This window comes from Bacillus sp. FSL K6-1003, from assembly GCF_037964945.1.
Taxonomy (GTDB): Bacteria; Bacillota; Bacilli; order Bacillales; family Bacillaceae; genus Bacillus; species Bacillus mojavensis.
The window spans coordinates 3897607-3913835 of sequence record NZ_CP150176.1 but is presented as its reverse complement, the minus strand read 5'-3'; the positions used below and the strand labels follow the sequence as shown (position 1 = coordinate 3913835).

Genomic DNA, 16229 nt, shown 5'->3' with positions numbered 1-16229 from the left:
GATTCATATGGCTTCATTACAGCCGACTCTGTCAAATGAGCGGATTGGTGTGCTTGACGTGTTAAGAGGAATTGCCATTTTCGGCATCCTATTTGTGAATTTGGCGCACTTCAGTTATCCGGATATGTATTTGTCTATGCTTGGAAAGGATAATTTTTTCACGGAAAAGTGGTCTGATGCAGATTTTGCTGCAGCAGACATATTGAAATTTTTGATTCAAACCAAATGTATTTTACTGTTTTCATTTTTATTTGGGTTTGGCATGGTGGTGATGATGGAGAGAGCGTTAAGCAAAGGAAAACGTTTTGTCCCGCTTTATATCAGAAGATTATTGGCACTCTTCATCTTTGGCACCATTCATGCTTTTTTGATATGGGACGGGGATATCTTAACGGAATACGCCCTGCTTGGTTTGGTTTTCCTTTTGTTCAGAAAAGCAAAGCCGAAAACACTGTTGATATGGGCAGTCTCTTTGTATCTCCTGTTTTCGCTTCCGTTCATTTTGGCAAGCTTTCATCAAGCAAACGGTCAAGAATGGGCACAAGCGGCCATTCAGCAGGCGAAGCAGGCGCTGCATGCTTACGGAAACGGCAGCCTGAAAGACATTGCGGAACAGCGAATCCACGACCGTCTCGTTTATATGTCAATGAATGGCATGCTGACCTATAATCCGCTGAATTTCTTTTTTGCCTCCATCCCATATTTCAGTATGTTTTTGCTGGGCGCCGCGGCGGCAAAATCAAGATTGCTGCATCAGCCGGAAAAGCACCGCAAAGCGTTAAAAAGAGTATGGCTGTCTGGTCTGGTCATTGGCATCAGCGCTCATATATTGTACAGTGTGACCGAAAAAGAAGTATGTTTGCTGGTTGGAGCGCCTTTTCTTATGTTTTTCTACGTCACTACGATTGTGTATCTATATCATAAGACAAGACTGGCTAAGCCGCTGCAATACTTTTCCGCAGTCGGGAGAATGGCATTTACCAACTATCTCATGCAATCGATCATCTGTACGTTGATTTTCTATCATTACGGGTTGGGGTTATACGGCAAAGTGTATCCGGCTGCGGGCGTGCTGATCACGATCGCGGTATGTGCTCTTCAAATGATTTTCAGCCATCTTTGGCTTCGGGCATTCCGAATGGGGCCGTTTGAGTGGCTTTGGAGGAGCCTTACGTATATGAAATGGCAGCCGATCTTGAAGAAATCAAGATAAATAAAAGTCTAGACTCATATTGGAGTCTAGACTTTTTCATGTTTTCAATTATTTATATACAACCCGTGTGCGGCAAATGATGTCATGCAGGCCTTTTTTCTCTCCGAATGCCACCATGATAAAACCGATATAAAAGATAATTCCAGATAATATGTACGCAAAGTAACGGCCGATTGCCTGCCCGATAGACACGCGTCCGCCTTGTTCATTGACTACTTTCAGCCCGAGAATTTTTTTGCCGAGCGTGCCTTGCATTTTAGAAGCTGTAAGCAGCCCGTAATATAACACACTGATGACGATCATGATCAGCATGGTTGGCAAAAAGGCAAGCGTTAAGTATTTCACCATATATTCGTCTTTTGTCATGTATGGGTCTGTTGCGATGGATCCAGCGATAAATACAGAATTGATAATAAATAGAATAATATAGCTAGGAACAGATACAATAATGCCATCAATCAAATAAGCTAAAACACGAATCCAAAATCCTGCCGGTTTTTCCATGTATATTTCTCTCTCCTTTGAATTAATCTGGAACAGTATACTTTGTAAAAAAAGCTTTTGCAATATGATATGGTGATAAAATCCTGATATTACTAAAAAATGAGTCTTTTATCCTTTCTTTTCTACTATATAAATATACCAGAGATCATTAAAAAGCATGTCTTATACATTATTAGAAGCCATAAAGCAGTGCCAAATGACTGAGGATGCAGTTCGTTATGATGAGAAAATCGACTTGCTTCCGCCGGTTAAACGAAAGGCGAACGGTCATCGGGTGTTTAGTGAGGACGACAAGAAACGTCTGCTGTTGATCGACAGACGGGTTGGATGATATGAGCACGAGCTGCAAGCAGGTATGGGAGCTAATTGAAGCGAATCTGGAGAGCGAGGAAGGGTTTGGACCCTCGCATACTGGGTATTTACACCAGGTTTTGGCATAGAACACAACACTGAAATTAAGGTAGAAACACCATCGATTTCTATTAGTTTTTCCTTTATGATAATAAAGGTTAATATTTCTATTTTAGGAGGTGTCAATTGATCATGTCCAGAAAAAATCGCGTGGTGATCTTGACTGTGATTTCTGCATTCCTTTTTTGCGCTATGATTGCTGCGGCTTCACTTTCTCCGCTGGCAGACACGGGGTCCTCAGCCAATCAGTTCAACTCTATCGGTATGTGGTCGGCAATTGGTATGATACTTGTTTTCTATTTCATTCCTATCCTCATGTACATGCTGGGTGTGGATGCAATGAGATTTGTGATGGCGGCGCTTTGCGGCATGGGTTTGCTGATTCACTTATCTACTGCTGCCATTGTGCTGATGGTGAGTATATTCGGTGACCATCCGCTTTCTGATGTGATTACTGTGATGGGGCTCTGTATCGCTTCAGCGGCTGTAAACATCATTTGGTTTTTTGCCGCTTTTCGTTCTTCGTCAAAGAAACCTGCCACAAGGGATTTTACATAGTTTTCTATTTTTGTTGATGCATGATTTTTCTGTGAACTACATTTATTCACAAACTGGAAATGACTGAACTGGGGATGATAGAAAAAGAGAATCTGCAAGGGATGCAGATTCTCTGAACCATGTTTATTTAGCTGCTTGAATAAACACACCTTTTTCATGGGAGAACTCTTTAAATCCGTATACCCCATGGTAAGAGCCGATTCCGCTTGTATTCACGCCGCCGAATGGCAGGTTGACGTCACTGAAATGAACGACGACATCATTGATGGCTGCATTTCCTGATGTGGTGTGCTGAAGGACATTGTCGATCAGGTCTTGGTTGTGGCTGAATACATAAAGCGCGAGCGGTTTATCGCGGTCATTTACGTAATCAATGACTTCATCGATGTCTTCATAGTTCATCATCGGCAGGATCGGTGCAAAGATTTCTTCCTGCATGATCTTCATATCTGGCGTAACGTTTTTCAAAACGGTTGGCGAGATCGTACGGTCGCTTGCGTCAAAGACGCCGCCGAACACAACTTCCGCGCCTTTCTCGATGGCATCGTCGTATAAAGCTTTGACGCGGTTAAAGTTGCGGTCATTGACAATTTGCGTAAATTTGTTTCGATCCGGCGTGTAATCATCTTCCATAAATCCTGCGTTGACAATGGTTTGTAAAATGCCTGCGAACTTGTCCTGCACGTCTTTTTTAATGAAGACATAATCCGGCGCGATGCAGGTTTGACCGGCATTTACGAACTTGCCGACAGCAATTTTTTTCGCTGCGTCCATTAAGTCGTATTCACTGTCGATGATGGTCGGACTCTTGCCGCCAAGCTCAAGCGTGACAGATGCCAAGTGCTTGGCGGCTGCTGTCATGACGATTTTTCCCACATTTGTGCTTCCGGTGAAGAAAATGTGGTCGAACGGCTGATCAAGAAGCTCAGTGGCCACTTCAACCTCTCCTTCAAAAATGGCAACTTCCTTTTCGTCAAAAGCATCTCGGATGACTTTTGCGGCAATGTTGCTCGTGTTCATCGTAAAGTCTGACAGCTTCACAATGGCACTGTTTCCTGCTGCGATAGAAGCGGCAAGCGGCGCCATCGTCAGCATAAACGGGTAGTTCCACGGACCGAGTATAAGCGTAACGCCTTTAGGCTCGTACATGAGGATTCCGTTGGCATCAGAGCTTAAGGATGAACCGACTTCTTTGGGTGTCATCCATGTTTCCAGGTTGTTCATATTATCTCTGATCGCTTTTTTTGTACCTTCGATTTCTGCTTTTTTGACCTCGTGATACGGCTTCCGCACGTCTTTGCGGATCGCTTCGATGATTTCCTCTTCATGTGCGATGACGGAATCCAGAAAGCGCTGAAGCTTTTCTTTGCGCTGTTCCGCTGTTGAAGCGCGCAGCACTTTTTGCTGTTTTTTCTGAAGCTGGAAGACGCGCTGAATGTCGTCTTTTACTTGCTGTTCCATTGTAAAATCCCCCTCATTTGCTTTCTGCTTATCTCGGAACTATTATAAAGTGGTATCTTTTCTATAAGAAAGACAACGGAGAATCATCTATACGTTACCGTACATATATCGAACATCTGTCTAAGTTTGGAGGTGACTCTTTTGCCGGAATCTGCTGAGGCTCAAATCAAACAGGCACTTCTGGATTTATTAGAAAAAAGGGATATTCGACAGATTACAATGAAAGAAATTGCTGAACACGCACAAGTGAGCCGCGGGACACTCTATCTTTATTACGAGGATAAGTTTTCCATCATTGAGGATTTGATGGGTGACATGCAGGAAGGATTGAGCGAAGCGCTCTATGAAGCCTTCAAGCATATGGATACACTTCATCTCAGCCAAAAGCGGCAAACCGTGCATCCGACATTGTCTTTTGTTCATCAGCATCAATCTTTCTTCTCAGCAATGATGATTAGAGACAACGTACCGTATCACAATTTCCACCGATTTTTTAAAGATGTGTTTCAGCAGGATGTCATGCTGTCTCCGATTCATGTCAATTTGACGCCCATGGAGCAGGAGATTTACGGACATTACAGGGCTTTGTATACGTATGCGATTATTTTGTACTGGCTGAATGAGGATGCGTCAGCGTCTCCAGAAGCCATCAGCCACAAGGTATGGGAACTTGTTTCTCAGAAACGGTTTTATTGGCTGTTTGGACAGGCTGTTGAAGCGGAGCCGGAGGAGAACAAGCAAATTGACCGTCGTGTTGTCCGCACGAGACAGGCGCTGCAGGAGGCGTTGCTGGACGTATTGGCGGAGAAAAAAGACTATGCGGCGGTGACGATTTCGGATATTACCAGAAAAAGCAACATTCGCAGGGCGACCTTTTATGATCACTATGCCAATAAAGATGAGCTGGTACAAGCGATGATTCATCAATCGTGTGCAGATATGATTGACCGGCTGACGGTGAGTGCCAGTCCGGATGAGCTTTCTTTAGCGGAAGCTGAGACGGCGCTTGCCAGCCTGCTTTCTGCGTTATCGGAGCGCTCGCCTATTGTCCGGTTTCTCAATCCTGAATGGGGAATTCCTCATGTGATACCCAGCATGTTCAAAGCGCTGGAATCTTTTTACCTGCATCAGCAGCTTGATATCCGCGCGGGAAAGAAACTTTATGCTTATTATGTTTCCGCTATGATTATCGGTTTGATGTTGTATCGGCTGGATGAGGGAAAGGCGCACGATCCGAGGGTGCTGGCCAGGGAGTTTTTGCAGTTTTTGGATGTGAAGAAGTATAAGATTGTATTGCTTTGAAAAACAAAAAAGAGAGGGGCTGAATCCCCTCTCTTATTTCGTCTCTTCCTTCCATTTCTCATCAATCAGCATCTTCCCAGGCCATGTATACGCCATGATGCCGCCGTCTGCGGTGATGTCTTCGCCTGTGACGTATGAGCTGTCGTCAGATGCGAGGAACAGCGCCACCGTCGCCATTTCCTTCGGTTTGCCGAGTCGGCCGAGCGGCGTGATCCATTTGTTGGCTTCGCGGAATTTCTCGCCCATTTCCTGTTCCTTGGTGCCAGCTAATTTGTCAATCAGCGGTGTTTCAATCGTACCCGGTGAGATGGAATTGACGCGGATGCCGTTTCTTGCGTAATCAATTGCCATCGCTCTTGTCAGGTTTGTGATACCGCCTTTTGCGGCGTTATAGCCGGAGCGGTCAAGGTCCGCAGCCCTGCCTGACATGGAGGAGGTGTTGATGATGGAGCCTCCTTTTTCGAGCATGAGCGGAATCAGGTATTTGCTGCAAAGGAACGTGCCGCGCAGATCGACTGCGATAATGCGGTCAAACAGATCTACGGGATATTCGTGCACTTTTTCGCCTTCCTGATCGACGCCGGCGTTGTTAAAGAGAATATCAATTGTGCCGTACGCGTCTTTGAGTTGATCAGCAAATTGTTTCACATTTTCTTCATCTGACACATCAAGATGAAAAGCCTCAGCCTGTCCTCCGTTTTGTCTGATCGTTTCGACTGTCTCTTTCATTTGATCTTCATTAATGTCGCCGACAATCACACGCGCGCCTTCATTGGCAAAAACCTCTGCCGTTGCTTGTCCAATGCCTGTCGCAGCGCCTGTGATCACAGCTGTTTTGTTTTCTAATCTTCCCATTACAAGAATCCTCCTTTTTTATTTGTCTTCCCGCTGTGTGCAGTGATAAACATGTGAAAAAAGTAATACCTGCATATGGTAAGATGAATGAGAAATTGTGGGAGGTTTTATGTGTTTTGAAGATACAGCATAAGAAGGAACTCAAATTTTATTGTCTTGTCACGATTCCGGCTGCGTTTGCTGTGCTGACTGTCATCTCTTTTTTATTGAAAGAGATTACGTTTCCGGTTACAGCTAGCGCACTTCTGAATGCGTCATGGCATAATCTATTGTTTCTGATACCGTTCTGTTTGTTTTTCTACCCGGTGCATATTTGGATGAAGCGGGAGTTTGGCCGTTGGAATGATGCAGGACAAAAGAGAGGCTGATCCTCTCTTTTTCTTATCCGATTGTCTAGAAAAAATAGTGAAAACTCACCCAACTAATGTTAAATTTACATATATATGCATCTATCGTTCTTTGATGAAAACCATATTGACAGAAGTCATCATTTGTGATAAATAGATGCTGAAAAGAGTTTACATAACATCACAAAGCATGAAAAAGGAGCGAGCGGAATGGCCAAAAAAGAGTTTAAAGCAGAGTCCAAACGGCTGCTGGATATGATGATTAATTCCATTTACACCCAAAAAGAAATTTTTCTGCGCGAGTTAATTTCCAATGCGAGTGACGCGATTGACAAAATCTATTACAAAGCGCTGACTGATGATGCGCTAACCTTCGATAAAGACAATTACTACATAAAAGTTGCGGCTGACAAAGGTGCGAGAACGCTGACGATCACGGATACAGGGATCGGAATGACAAAGGACGAGCTTGAACTGCACCTCGGTACGATCGCGAAAAGCGGCTCTCTTGCGTTTAAAAAAGAAAACGAACTGAAGGACGGCCATGACATCATCGGGCAATTCGGTGTCGGATTTTATGCGGCGTTTATGGTTGCCGACGTGGTGACCGTTATCAGTAAGGCGCTCGGCAGCGAAGAAGCGTATAAATGGGAGTCTGCAGGCGCGGACGGCTACACAATTGAGCCGTGTGAAAAGGATTCTGTCGGCACAGACATTATTCTGAAGATCAAAGAGAACACGGAAGATGAGAGCTATGATGAATTTTTAGAAGAATATCGTTTAAAAGCGATCATCAAAAAGTACTCCGACTTCATTCGCTACCCGATCAAAATGGATACAACAGTTAACAAGCCGAAGGAAGGCAGCGAGAATGAATTTGAAGAGGTGCAGGAAGAACAGACGGTCAACAGCATGGTGCCGATCTGGAGAAAAAACAAGAGCGAGCTGACAGATGAGGACTATGAAACGTTCTATTCTGAAAAGCATTACGGATTTGATAAACCGCTCACACATGTTCATATCAGTGTGGATGGTGCCGTTCGTTACAACGCGATTCTATTTATTCCTGAAAACATGCCGTTTGACTATTACTCTAAGGAATATGAGAAAGGTTTGGAGCTGTATTCCAACGGCGTGCTGATTATGAACAAATGCGCGGATCTGCTGCCGGACCACTTCAGCTTTGTAAAGGGTATGGTCGATTCTGAGGATCTGTCGCTGAACATTTCCAGAGAAATGCTGCAGCATGACCGCCAGCTGAAGCTGATTGCGAAAAACATCAGCAAAAAGATCAAAAGCGAGCTGCAGAGCCTGCTGAAAAAAGACAGAGAAAAATATGAGACCTTCTACAAATCATTCGGTAGACAGCTGAAGTTCGGCGTGTACAATGATTTTGGCGCGAATAAAGATCAATTGAAGGATCTCTTATTATTCTACTCTTCCAAAGAGAAAAAACTGGTCAGCCTAGACGAGTATGTATCCAGAATGCCTGAAGAGCAGAAATATATTTACTACGCGACCGGTGATTCATACGATCGGATTGAAAAACTGCCGCAAACGGAAATGGTAGCGGACAAAGGCTATGAAATTCTTTACTTTACAGAGGATATTGATGAATTTGCGATCAAGATGCTCGCTTCATATCAAGAAAAAGAGTTTAAATCTGTATCAAGCGGCGATCTTGGCATTGATTCAGAAGAGGATCAAAAGCAGTCTGAAGAAGAGGAAAGCAAGTACAAGGATCTGTTTGAGGAAATGAAAAATATTCTGTCCGGCAAAGTGAAAAACGTCAGAGTATCCAAACGCCTCAAATCTCATCCGGTCTGCCTTGCAGCTGACGGTGAAGTGACAATCGAGATGGAAAAAATCTTAAATGCGATGCCGGACAGCCAAAATGTAAAAGCGGACAAAGTGCTGGAAATCAACCCGAATCACGAGGTATTCAACACGCTGCAGAACGCTTTCGAACAAGATAAAGAGAAACTAAGCCTGTACACATATCTCCTGTACAATCAGGCGCTTCTGATCGAAGGTCTGCCAATTCAGGACCCTGTGGAATTTACGAACAATATGTGCAAAGTAATGGTGTAAGAATAAAAAAGGAATCGTCCAAATGAGACGATTCCTTTTTTTATTTATGACGTCCGTTCATTGAGTACACGGCTTTGTCTGTTGTTCTTTCTTTTAAAACGTTGTTTCAAGCTTGCTTCAATTTCTTCCAAGCTTTTCCCTTTGGTTTCAGGAACCATGTAAAGGGCGAAGAAAAATGAGAGAAGACAAATGACTGAGAAAATCATAAAGACCCATGCGATGCCCATCACGCTGAGCATGAGCGGGAAGACGAGCGACACGATTAGGTTGGCTGCCGATAGCACCAAAGTGGTGAACCCTGTCGCTGCTCCGCGCGCTTTGGATGGGAAGAGCTCAGGCATGAGCACCCAAACCACCGGCCCCCATGTCGCCTGGTAGAATACGATATAAACTCCGAGAAATACGACGGTGAGCCAAGCTGTTGATGTAGAGAGCCCCAGCATCAGGAGCACAGCCGATAGTGCGGCCAAGCTCAGCGTAATGCCGACACTTCCCCAGATCAGAAGCTTTTTGCGGCCGACACGGTCAATTAAGATCATGGCGGTGATACACATGATGACGTTGAGGACACCGATTCCCATTGTGCCGAGTGCAGAAGCTGACGTACCAAGGCCAGCCTTTGTAAAAATGGTCGGCGCATAGTATATCACCGTGTTAATGCCGACAGCCTGCTGGAATATAGCAAGACCGACCCCAATCAAAAGCATGGGACGAATCCATTTGGCTTTTAACACGCCGAGTGTTGTTTCTTTTTTCTTAGCTTCCCCTTGCTTCATCTCCGCCAATTCTATTTCAATATCTTTTGGATCATGAGTGATTTTCATGATTCGTTTTGCTTCATCTTCACGTCCGCGCTTCACGAGCCATCTTGGCGATTCCGGCATAAACGCGATCCCGATTAATAAAAGCACGGCAGGAACCGCAGCCAGCCCCACCATCCAGCGCCACGCTTCAAACGGTGTGAATAGAAAGTTTACGATATATGCAAGTAAAATACCGGTGACAATCATTAGGTTGTTCATCGTGCCGAGTGTTCCGCGGATTTTTGTCGGCGCCATTTCTGAAAGGTAGACAGGCACCAGCGCCGTTGAACCGCCTACGGCTAAACCGAGAATGACCCGAGACATTATTAGCATGGTGACGGTTTGAGAAAACGCACAAGCGAGCGCCCCAATGATAAAAATGATGGAAAGGACAAATACGACTTTTCTCCTGCCCCAGCGATCGGAGCACGTCCCGCTGAATGCGGAACCAAAAATCGCGCCGAGTAGCAGCATGCTGACAACCAATCCTTCTGTCAGTGTTGTTAAAGGGATATCATTGTTGATAAATAGCAGTGCGCCCGAGATGACGCCCGTATCGTAACCGTAAAGCAGCCCCCCTAAAGCGCCGAAAAAGTAGATCAAATATTTCCTTATATTTGTCTTCACAAATGTTCCTCCTCAGTCTTTGAGCCAATGAGTATGTACTATATTTAACAAAGTTAATAGAGTAGTACCCTTTTCCTAATCGATTTGAAACATTTGTTTGAAAAAATCTTGATTTCACAAAAGGAAATTCAAAGCCAAAACGAGGGATATTGGCGGTTTTTACGCAAGTTATTGATCACGATAGCGAGGATCACAATGATGGCAGATCCAATGAAAACGGGAAACAGTAATTACAGCACTTCATGGACGGGAGAAAAAACATATTAAAAAACCTTACTCGCCCGGAGTAAGGTTTTAATTAGGACATTTTTATGCTTCTTCCTCGTTGACGAAAACCAAGGCGGAGAATCCTTTTTTCTTATCAAACTGCAATTCAACGACGGTAACGTCTGGATTGAAGTTATGGTACTCCTCTAAGAACTGAATAATGCCTTCTGAAATGTCATCCGACTCAAGCTGCTTGTGATGCAGGCCATATTTGGCTTCAGCGAAAAATCCTGTACGCTTGTTGTAAGACAGCTCTTTTACTTCAACGTCTTCAGGGTAAATCTCTTCTTCATTAGAAATATACACACAAATCCCGTCTACAATTTCTTGCTCGTTTAATACTAATTTCATTACCTAAAAGCTCCTTCTGTATGTCTTCGGTGTTTTAAATGCGCGAATGATTGCAATGACTATGATTAATATAATGATCAAAGCGATGACATCAACGATCCAGGCAATAGGCGAAGCGCCATAAGAAACATAGCCTGGGCCCCCGACTGGATGATAGGTGTAACCCCAAGGGTGCATCATGCTGATCATGAACATGCTCGTTGTGAATCCGCTATAATAGCCAAACCATCCTGATGGCGAGAATCCTGCATTGTAATAATGATTCACTGAAACATAACGTCCGCCAACATAAGCTTTAGATGTTTTTCCGCTGTATGTCTTTCCGCTTACTTTTGATGTGGCACCGGAAAACGTGCCTGACGATGTTTTAGAGCTTGATGAGCTTGTCTTATCGGAAGATTTCTTTTTCAGCGAAATCGATGATGATGAATCATCAGACGTTTTGGAGTTTTTGCTTGAAGAGCTTGATCCTGAACTGTAGCTGGATTTCGGGCTGGATTTATAGCTTCCGCTGTATGACGAGCTTGAACTTCGGCTGCTGTGACTGGATGATGAGCGGCCACTAAAACTTTTTGCATGAGAAATGGTTGATGGCAGCAGTACACCTAAAGCAACGGTTACTGCAACTAAGGCTTTTACATATTTCAGTTTCATTCTGTTTCCTCCATAGGCTGCAACGGCCCGTTATTTCTGGTTTGAATCATCAGCAAAAGTGAAAGAGGGGGTCAGACAGATGAGCTTATTCTAGCGTCATATCAATCTTTCATATCATATTTAGCTATTTCAATCACTTTCTTTCTGAGATAAACTCCCTTTATTTTATCGGATTCATGGCTCTTTTTGTAAGTTTTACATCAAAATCAAACCAATTTATGGGCAAATAAAAACAGCCTTCCCAATGGAGAAGGCTGTTTTTTCTTATGCGAACAGCTGATCAATAAATGAAATATCCTCTTGAGAAAGCGTCACGTCAGCTGTTTTGATGTTATCCAGCAGCTGATCGGCACGTTTTGCGCCAGGGATTAAAATATCGATTTCCGGTCTTGCCAAATACCAAGCCAATACGATGTGAGGGATGTCCACGTTGTGCTTTTCAGCAATTGGCGCAAGCTTGTTGACCTTTCTGATATTTTCTTTGAAACGCTCACCCTTGAAGTGTTCCTGTTCGTTTCGCAGGTCTCCTTCAGGGAACGTTGTATCTTCTGTATACTTTCCTGCCAATAATCCAGACACGAGCGGGAAGTAAGGAATAAATGAAATATTATGCTCCTTTGTATACGGGAAGAATGTGTTTTCCGCTTCACGGTTTAACAGGTTGTATTCGCCTTGCAATACATCTACTAATCCGTCTCTGTTTGCTTCTTTCAATTGCTCTAAAGAGAAATTGGATACACCGATGGAACGGATTTTTCCGGCTTGCTTCATTTCATTCAGTGCGTTAACCGCTTCATCCTTCGGCGTATGTTCATCCGGGAAGTGAATGTAGAACAGATCGATATAATCAGTTTTCAAACGCTTCAGGCTTTCATCAACCGATTTTTTAAGAAATGCTGGTGAATTATCAAAGACAAAGTCATTTCCTTCTTTTCGGTGTGCGGCTTTCGTGGCGATGACGACATCTTCGCGGTTGAATTCGCGCAGCACCTCACCAATTAATTCTTCGGAACGGCCGATCCCATAAATGTAAGCGGTATCTAACATGGTCACGCCATTGCGAATGGCCTCGCGAACCAATTCTTTTCCGGTTTCTTCATTCAGATTCGGGTAGAGGTTATGTCCTCCTACAGCATTTGTTCCTAATCCGATAGGGAATACCTGCAGGTCTGATTTTCCGAGCGTTGCTTTTTTCATGATCTACCTCCTGGAATAAAATTGATGAAAGACTCTCATTACTATTGTAAACGTTAAGCTAGATGAATGCCGATTTGGTGCTCATGGCAGTACTGCGTGTACTCGTCATCTAACGGCTGAGATGTCACAATACAATGCAGTCTGTCAAAGGGCGCATAGGTCAGCAGCGTTGATTTTCCGAATTTAGAATGATCGGCCAATAAATACACTTCTTTCGCTTTTTCAGAAATCCTCTTTTTAATGTCGTACTCGAGCAGATCCGAATTGGTCAATCCGTGTGTCAGTGTTGTTCCGGTTGCGGACATAAAGGCTTTGTTGATATTGTACTTCTCCAAGGTACCGGGATCATCCATGCCGACAAAGGAGCGTGTTTTTCTTTTATAGTTGTTTCCGATGATGATTAAGTTGATATGTTTCAAAGCCGCCGCCGCATTGATAATGTCCAAACTGTTGGTTAAAATGGTGACATTTTTGTTCGGATCAAGCGTATCGAGAATCGATTTGGTCGTTGTTCCTGAGTCAATGAAGATTAAGTCATGGTCTTCAATAAAACGAGAGGCGTAATGGGCAATTTTTGTTTTCTCATCTTGGTGCTGGATGGTGCGATTCTCAAAAGGAACCAATGCGGTTTTCTCAATTGATGTTACGCCGCCGTATACTTTTTCGATGGCACCCTTTTCCGTTAGCTTGTTGATATCGCGTCTGACTGTGTTTTTCGAGACATTGAAAACCTGGCACAGCTCATCTAAGGAAACAGTGCCATGCGATAAAATGTACTCCTCCATTTCCTGTATCCGCATCAGTTTCATACAAAAAACTCCTTCTTGAATCTTAAAGTAATGTAAATATATAATAAAAATCAAAAGTTAATCAATAGTTGCTTAAAAAATGATAACATTGGTATAAATTTTTTTCAAGATTCACCGAACTTGCAGGCTTTCTCTTCCATTGCTGAAAGATTAGTATAATAAAAATAATGAGAAAATTTAGTGTTTATGATTGACTTATGGGTATTATACGATTAGAATATAACCAAGAAATGACCAAGAAGTAACCTGACATATGTGATTTCAGTGATGAAATGGTTGCTTGCATAACACATGTATCTAACCATTGATTTTTTTTGGTTTTTTTGAAAGCGTTTAATTCTTATCATATGAATCTATCCTGAACCATCCATACAAGTGTATGTGTTTACTAATGAAGGAGGCAATAAGAATGGCAGAAATCAGAAAATTAAAAAACTATATCAACGGTGAATGGGTTGAAAGCAAAACAGATCAATATGAAGACGTTATCAATCCGGCAACGAAAGAAGTGCTGTGCCAAGTGCCGATTTCTACAAAAGAAGACATTGATTACGCGGCTCAAACAGCGGCTGAGGCATTTAAAACATGGTCGAAAGTAGCGGTTCCGCGCCGTGCGAGAATTCTATTTAACTTCCAGCAGCTGCTGTCTCAGCATAAAGAAGAACTTGCTCATCTAATCACCATCGAAAACGGCAAAAACACAAAAGAAGCTCTGGGAGAAGTGGGACGAGGGATTGAAAACGTTGAGTTCGCGGCAGGCGCGCCTTCTCTGATGATGGGAGACTCACTTGCATCTATTGCGACGGATGTTGAAGCGGCCAACTACCGCTACCCAATTGGAGTTGTCGGCGGAATCGCACCATTTAACTTCCCGATGATGGTTCCTTGCTGGATGTTCCCAATGGCCATTGCACTCGGCAACACATTTATTTTAAAACCGTCTGAGCGTACGCCGCTGTTAACGGAGAAATTGGTTGAGCTCTTCGAAAAAGCGGGCCTTCCTAAAGGTGTTTTCAACGTCGTATATGGTGCACATGATGTGGTAAACGGCATTCTGGAGCATCCTGAAATTAAAGCGATTTCATTTGTTGGCTCTAAGCCTGTTGGCGAATACGTCTACAAAAAAGGTAGCGAAAACTTAAAACGTGTTCAATCTCTGACAGGCGCGAAAAACCACACGATTGTCCTGAATGATGCGAATCTCGAAGACACGATTACAAACATCATCGGAGCAGCCTTCGGTTCAGCCGGAGAACGCTGCATGGCTTGTGCGGTTGTGACAGTTGAAGAAGGTATCGCTGATGAATTCATGGCGAAGCTGCAGGAAAAAGTGGCTGAGATTAAAATCGGAAACGGCCTTGATGACGGCGTGTTCTTAGGACCGGTCATTCGCGAGGACAACAAGAAACGCACGCTCAGCTATATTGAAAAAGGGCTGGAAGAAGGCGCGAGACTCGTTTGTGACGGACGTGAAAATGTATCTGACGACGGCTACTTTGTCGGCCCGACAATCTTCGATAATGTCACGACAGAGATGACGATCTGGAAAGATGAAATTTTCGCTCCGGTCTTATCCGTCATCCGCGTAAAAAACCTGAAAGAAGCCATTGAGATTGCCAACAAGTCTGAGTTTGCGAACGGCGCCTGCTTGTTCACATCGAATTCAAACGCAATCCGCTACTTCCGTGAAAACATTGATGCGGGAATGCTCGGCATCAACCTGGGTGTGCCGGCACCGATGGCGTTCTTCCCATTCTCAGGCTGGAAGTCTTCATTCTTTGGAACGCTGCATGCGAACGGAAAAGACAGCGTCGACTTCTACACGCGTAAAAAAGTGGTGACGGCAAGATACCCGGCACCTGATTTCAACTAAACGACGAACAGCCGAACGGCGTGTCTCTGCGCTGTTCGGACTCATTCTTACCATAGAAAGAGGAGGGCTTAACCATGAGTCATTTGTTGCGTAAGCCGCAGTCGAATGAAGTATCAAAAGGCGTCAACCTTGTGCATGACGTAACGAAATCAAACTCAGATCTTACCTATGTAGAGTTTAAAGTGTTAGATCTTACATCCGGTGCAAGCTATGCAGAAGAATTGAAAAAACAAGAAATCTGCATTGTGGCAGTGACGGGAAAAATTACAGTGACGGATCATGAATCTACGTTTGAACATATCGGTACGCGTGAAAGCGTATTTGAGAGAAAACCGACAGACAGCGTCTATATCTCCAATGACCGTGCCTTTGAGATTACGGCAGTGAGTGATGCGAGAGTGGCGCTTTGCTATTCGCCATCAGAGAAGCAGCTTCCGACAAAGCTGATCAGGGCGGAAGACAACGGGATTGAACATCGCGGAAAGTTTTCGAACAAACGGACCGTTCACAACATTCTTCCGGATTCAGACCCTTCAGCTAACAGCCTTTTAGTGGTTGAAGTGTATACAGACAGCGGAAACTGGTCCAGCTACCCGCCTCATAAACACGATCAAGACAACCTGCCGGAGGAATCCTTCTTGGAAGAAACCTACTACCATGAATTAGATCCGGGCCAAGGCTTTGTATTTCAGCGCGTATACACTGACGACCGCTCCATTGACGAGACAATGACTGTAGAAAATGAAAACGTTGTCATTGTTCCTGCGGGATATCATCCGGTTGGTGTGCCGGATGGATATACTTCCTACTATTTAAATGTCATGGCAGGGCCGACGCGAAAGTGGAAGTTTCATAATGATCCGGCTCATGAGTGGATTTTAGAACGCTAACAAGTGAGGAGTGCTG

General features: G+C 43.9%; 16 protein-coding genes and 1 pseudogene. 8 read left to right on the top strand and 9 right to left on the bottom strand.

From position 1 onward, the window contains the following. The first annotated feature begins 7 nt into the window (after window positions 1-7). Complete coding sequence (locus tag NSU16_RS19950) at window positions 8-1213, top strand: DUF418 domain-containing protein (RefSeq protein WP_339191798.1); 1206 nt, start codon at window positions 8-10, stop codon at window positions 1211-1213. A 48-nt stretch (window positions 1214-1261) separates the two neighbouring features. Here NSU16_RS19950 and NSU16_RS19945 read toward each other — a convergent pair whose 3' ends face one another. Next, the gene (locus tag NSU16_RS19945) at window positions 1262-1717 is read right to left on the bottom strand and encodes an RDD family protein (protein ID WP_010332551.1); all 456 of its coding nucleotides are present in this window, start codon (window positions 1715-1717) and stop codon (window positions 1262-1264) included. A 157-nt stretch (window positions 1718-1874) separates the two neighbouring features. Here NSU16_RS19945 and NSU16_RS19940 point away from each other — a divergent pair, with 157 nt between their 5' ends. Both NSU16_RS19940 and NSU16_RS19935 read left to right on the top strand, forming a co-directional pair. Next, window positions 1875-2048: a MerR family DNA-binding transcriptional regulator gene (locus NSU16_RS19940; RefSeq protein WP_339191797.1), complete on the top strand. Its 174-nt coding sequence runs from the start codon at window positions 1875-1877 to the stop codon at window positions 2046-2048. Between the two features lie 212 nt (window positions 2049-2260). Further along, window positions 2261-2686 (top strand): DUF5391 family protein, encoded by a 426-nt coding sequence (locus NSU16_RS19935; RefSeq protein ID WP_326331377.1) that lies wholly within the window; start codon window positions 2261-2263, stop codon window positions 2684-2686. A gap of 123 nt (window positions 2687-2809) precedes the next feature. Here NSU16_RS19935 and NSU16_RS19930 read toward each other — a convergent pair whose 3' ends face one another. Further along, window positions 2810-4147 carry an aldehyde dehydrogenase family protein gene (locus NSU16_RS19930; RefSeq protein ID WP_168749231.1) on the bottom strand — a complete coding sequence of 446 codons (1338 nt, stop codon included), beginning with the start codon at window positions 4145-4147 and terminating at the stop codon, window positions 2810-2812. Between the two features lie 141 nt (window positions 4148-4288). Here NSU16_RS19930 and NSU16_RS19925 point away from each other — a divergent pair, with 141 nt between their 5' ends. Beyond that, window positions 4289-5449 (top strand): TetR/AcrR family transcriptional regulator, encoded by a 1161-nt coding sequence (locus tag NSU16_RS19925; protein ID WP_326204252.1) that lies wholly within the window; start codon window positions 4289-4291, stop codon window positions 5447-5449. 33 nt (window positions 5450-5482) lie between these two features. Here the strand turns inward: NSU16_RS19925 and NSU16_RS19920 are convergent, their stop codons facing one another. After that, on the bottom strand, window positions 5483-6304 hold the full coding sequence (locus tag NSU16_RS19920) for an SDR family oxidoreductase (protein WP_339191796.1): 822 nt from the start codon (window positions 6302-6304) through the stop codon (window positions 5483-5485). A gap of 116 nt (window positions 6305-6420) precedes the next feature. On the opposite strand from NSU16_RS19920, the gene NSU16_RS19915 reads away from it, so the two are divergent. Together NSU16_RS19915 and htpG are read left to right on the top strand one after the other, a co-directional pair. Beyond that, window positions 6421-6672 (top strand): hypothetical protein, encoded by a 252-nt coding sequence (locus tag NSU16_RS19915; RefSeq protein ID WP_010332538.1) that lies wholly within the window; start codon window positions 6421-6423, stop codon window positions 6670-6672. 189 nt (window positions 6673-6861) lie between these two features. After that, complete coding sequence (gene htpG, locus NSU16_RS19910) at window positions 6862-8742, top strand: molecular chaperone HtpG (protein ID WP_268444958.1); 1881 nt, start codon at window positions 6862-6864, stop codon at window positions 8740-8742. A 44-nt stretch (window positions 8743-8786) separates the two neighbouring features. Here the strand turns inward: htpG and NSU16_RS19905 are convergent, their stop codons facing one another. The 6 genes and pseudogenes from NSU16_RS19905 to iolR all read right to left on the bottom strand — a co-directional run bounded on the left by NSU16_RS19905 (window position 8787) and on the right by iolR (window position 13450). Further along, on the bottom strand, window positions 8787-10172 hold the full coding sequence (locus NSU16_RS19905) for a sugar porter family MFS transporter (protein ID WP_339191795.1): 1386 nt from the start codon (window positions 10170-10172) through the stop codon (window positions 8787-8789). Between the two features lie 128 nt (window positions 10173-10300). Beyond that, a pseudogene (locus NSU16_RS19900) lies at window positions 10301-10402 on the bottom strand (HPP family protein); the annotation flags it as partial. Window positions 10403-10481: 79 nt separating this feature from the next. Next, entirely contained in the window at window positions 10482-10790 is a 309-nt protein-coding gene (locus NSU16_RS19895; protein ID WP_268447842.1) for a DUF2653 family protein, read from the bottom strand. Window positions 10791-10793: 3 nt separating this feature from the next. Beyond that, entirely contained in the window at window positions 10794-11444 is a 651-nt protein-coding gene (locus NSU16_RS19890; protein WP_229148323.1) for a hypothetical protein, read from the bottom strand. A gap of 264 nt (window positions 11445-11708) precedes the next feature. After that, entirely contained in the window at window positions 11709-12641 is a 933-nt protein-coding gene (locus NSU16_RS19885; protein WP_010332531.1) for an aldo/keto reductase, read from the bottom strand. 53 nt (window positions 12642-12694) lie between these two features. Next, window positions 12695-13450, bottom strand: a complete 756-nt coding sequence (iolR, locus tag NSU16_RS19880; RefSeq protein ID WP_010332530.1) for a myo-inositol utilization transcriptional regulator IolR — start codon at window positions 13448-13450, stop codon at window positions 12695-12697. Between the two features lie 409 nt (window positions 13451-13859). Here iolR and iolA point away from each other — a divergent pair, with 409 nt between their 5' ends. Together iolA and iolB are read left to right on the top strand one after the other, a co-directional pair. After that, window positions 13860-15323, top strand: a complete 1464-nt coding sequence (gene iolA, locus NSU16_RS19875) for a methylmalonate-semialdehyde dehydrogenase (protein WP_339191794.1) — start codon at window positions 13860-13862, stop codon at window positions 15321-15323. A gap of 74 nt (window positions 15324-15397) precedes the next feature. Further along, entirely contained in the window at window positions 15398-16213 is an 816-nt protein-coding gene (iolB, locus tag NSU16_RS19870; RefSeq protein ID WP_326331803.1) for a 5-deoxy-glucuronate isomerase, read from the top strand. Window positions 16214-16229: the final 16 nt, after the last annotated feature.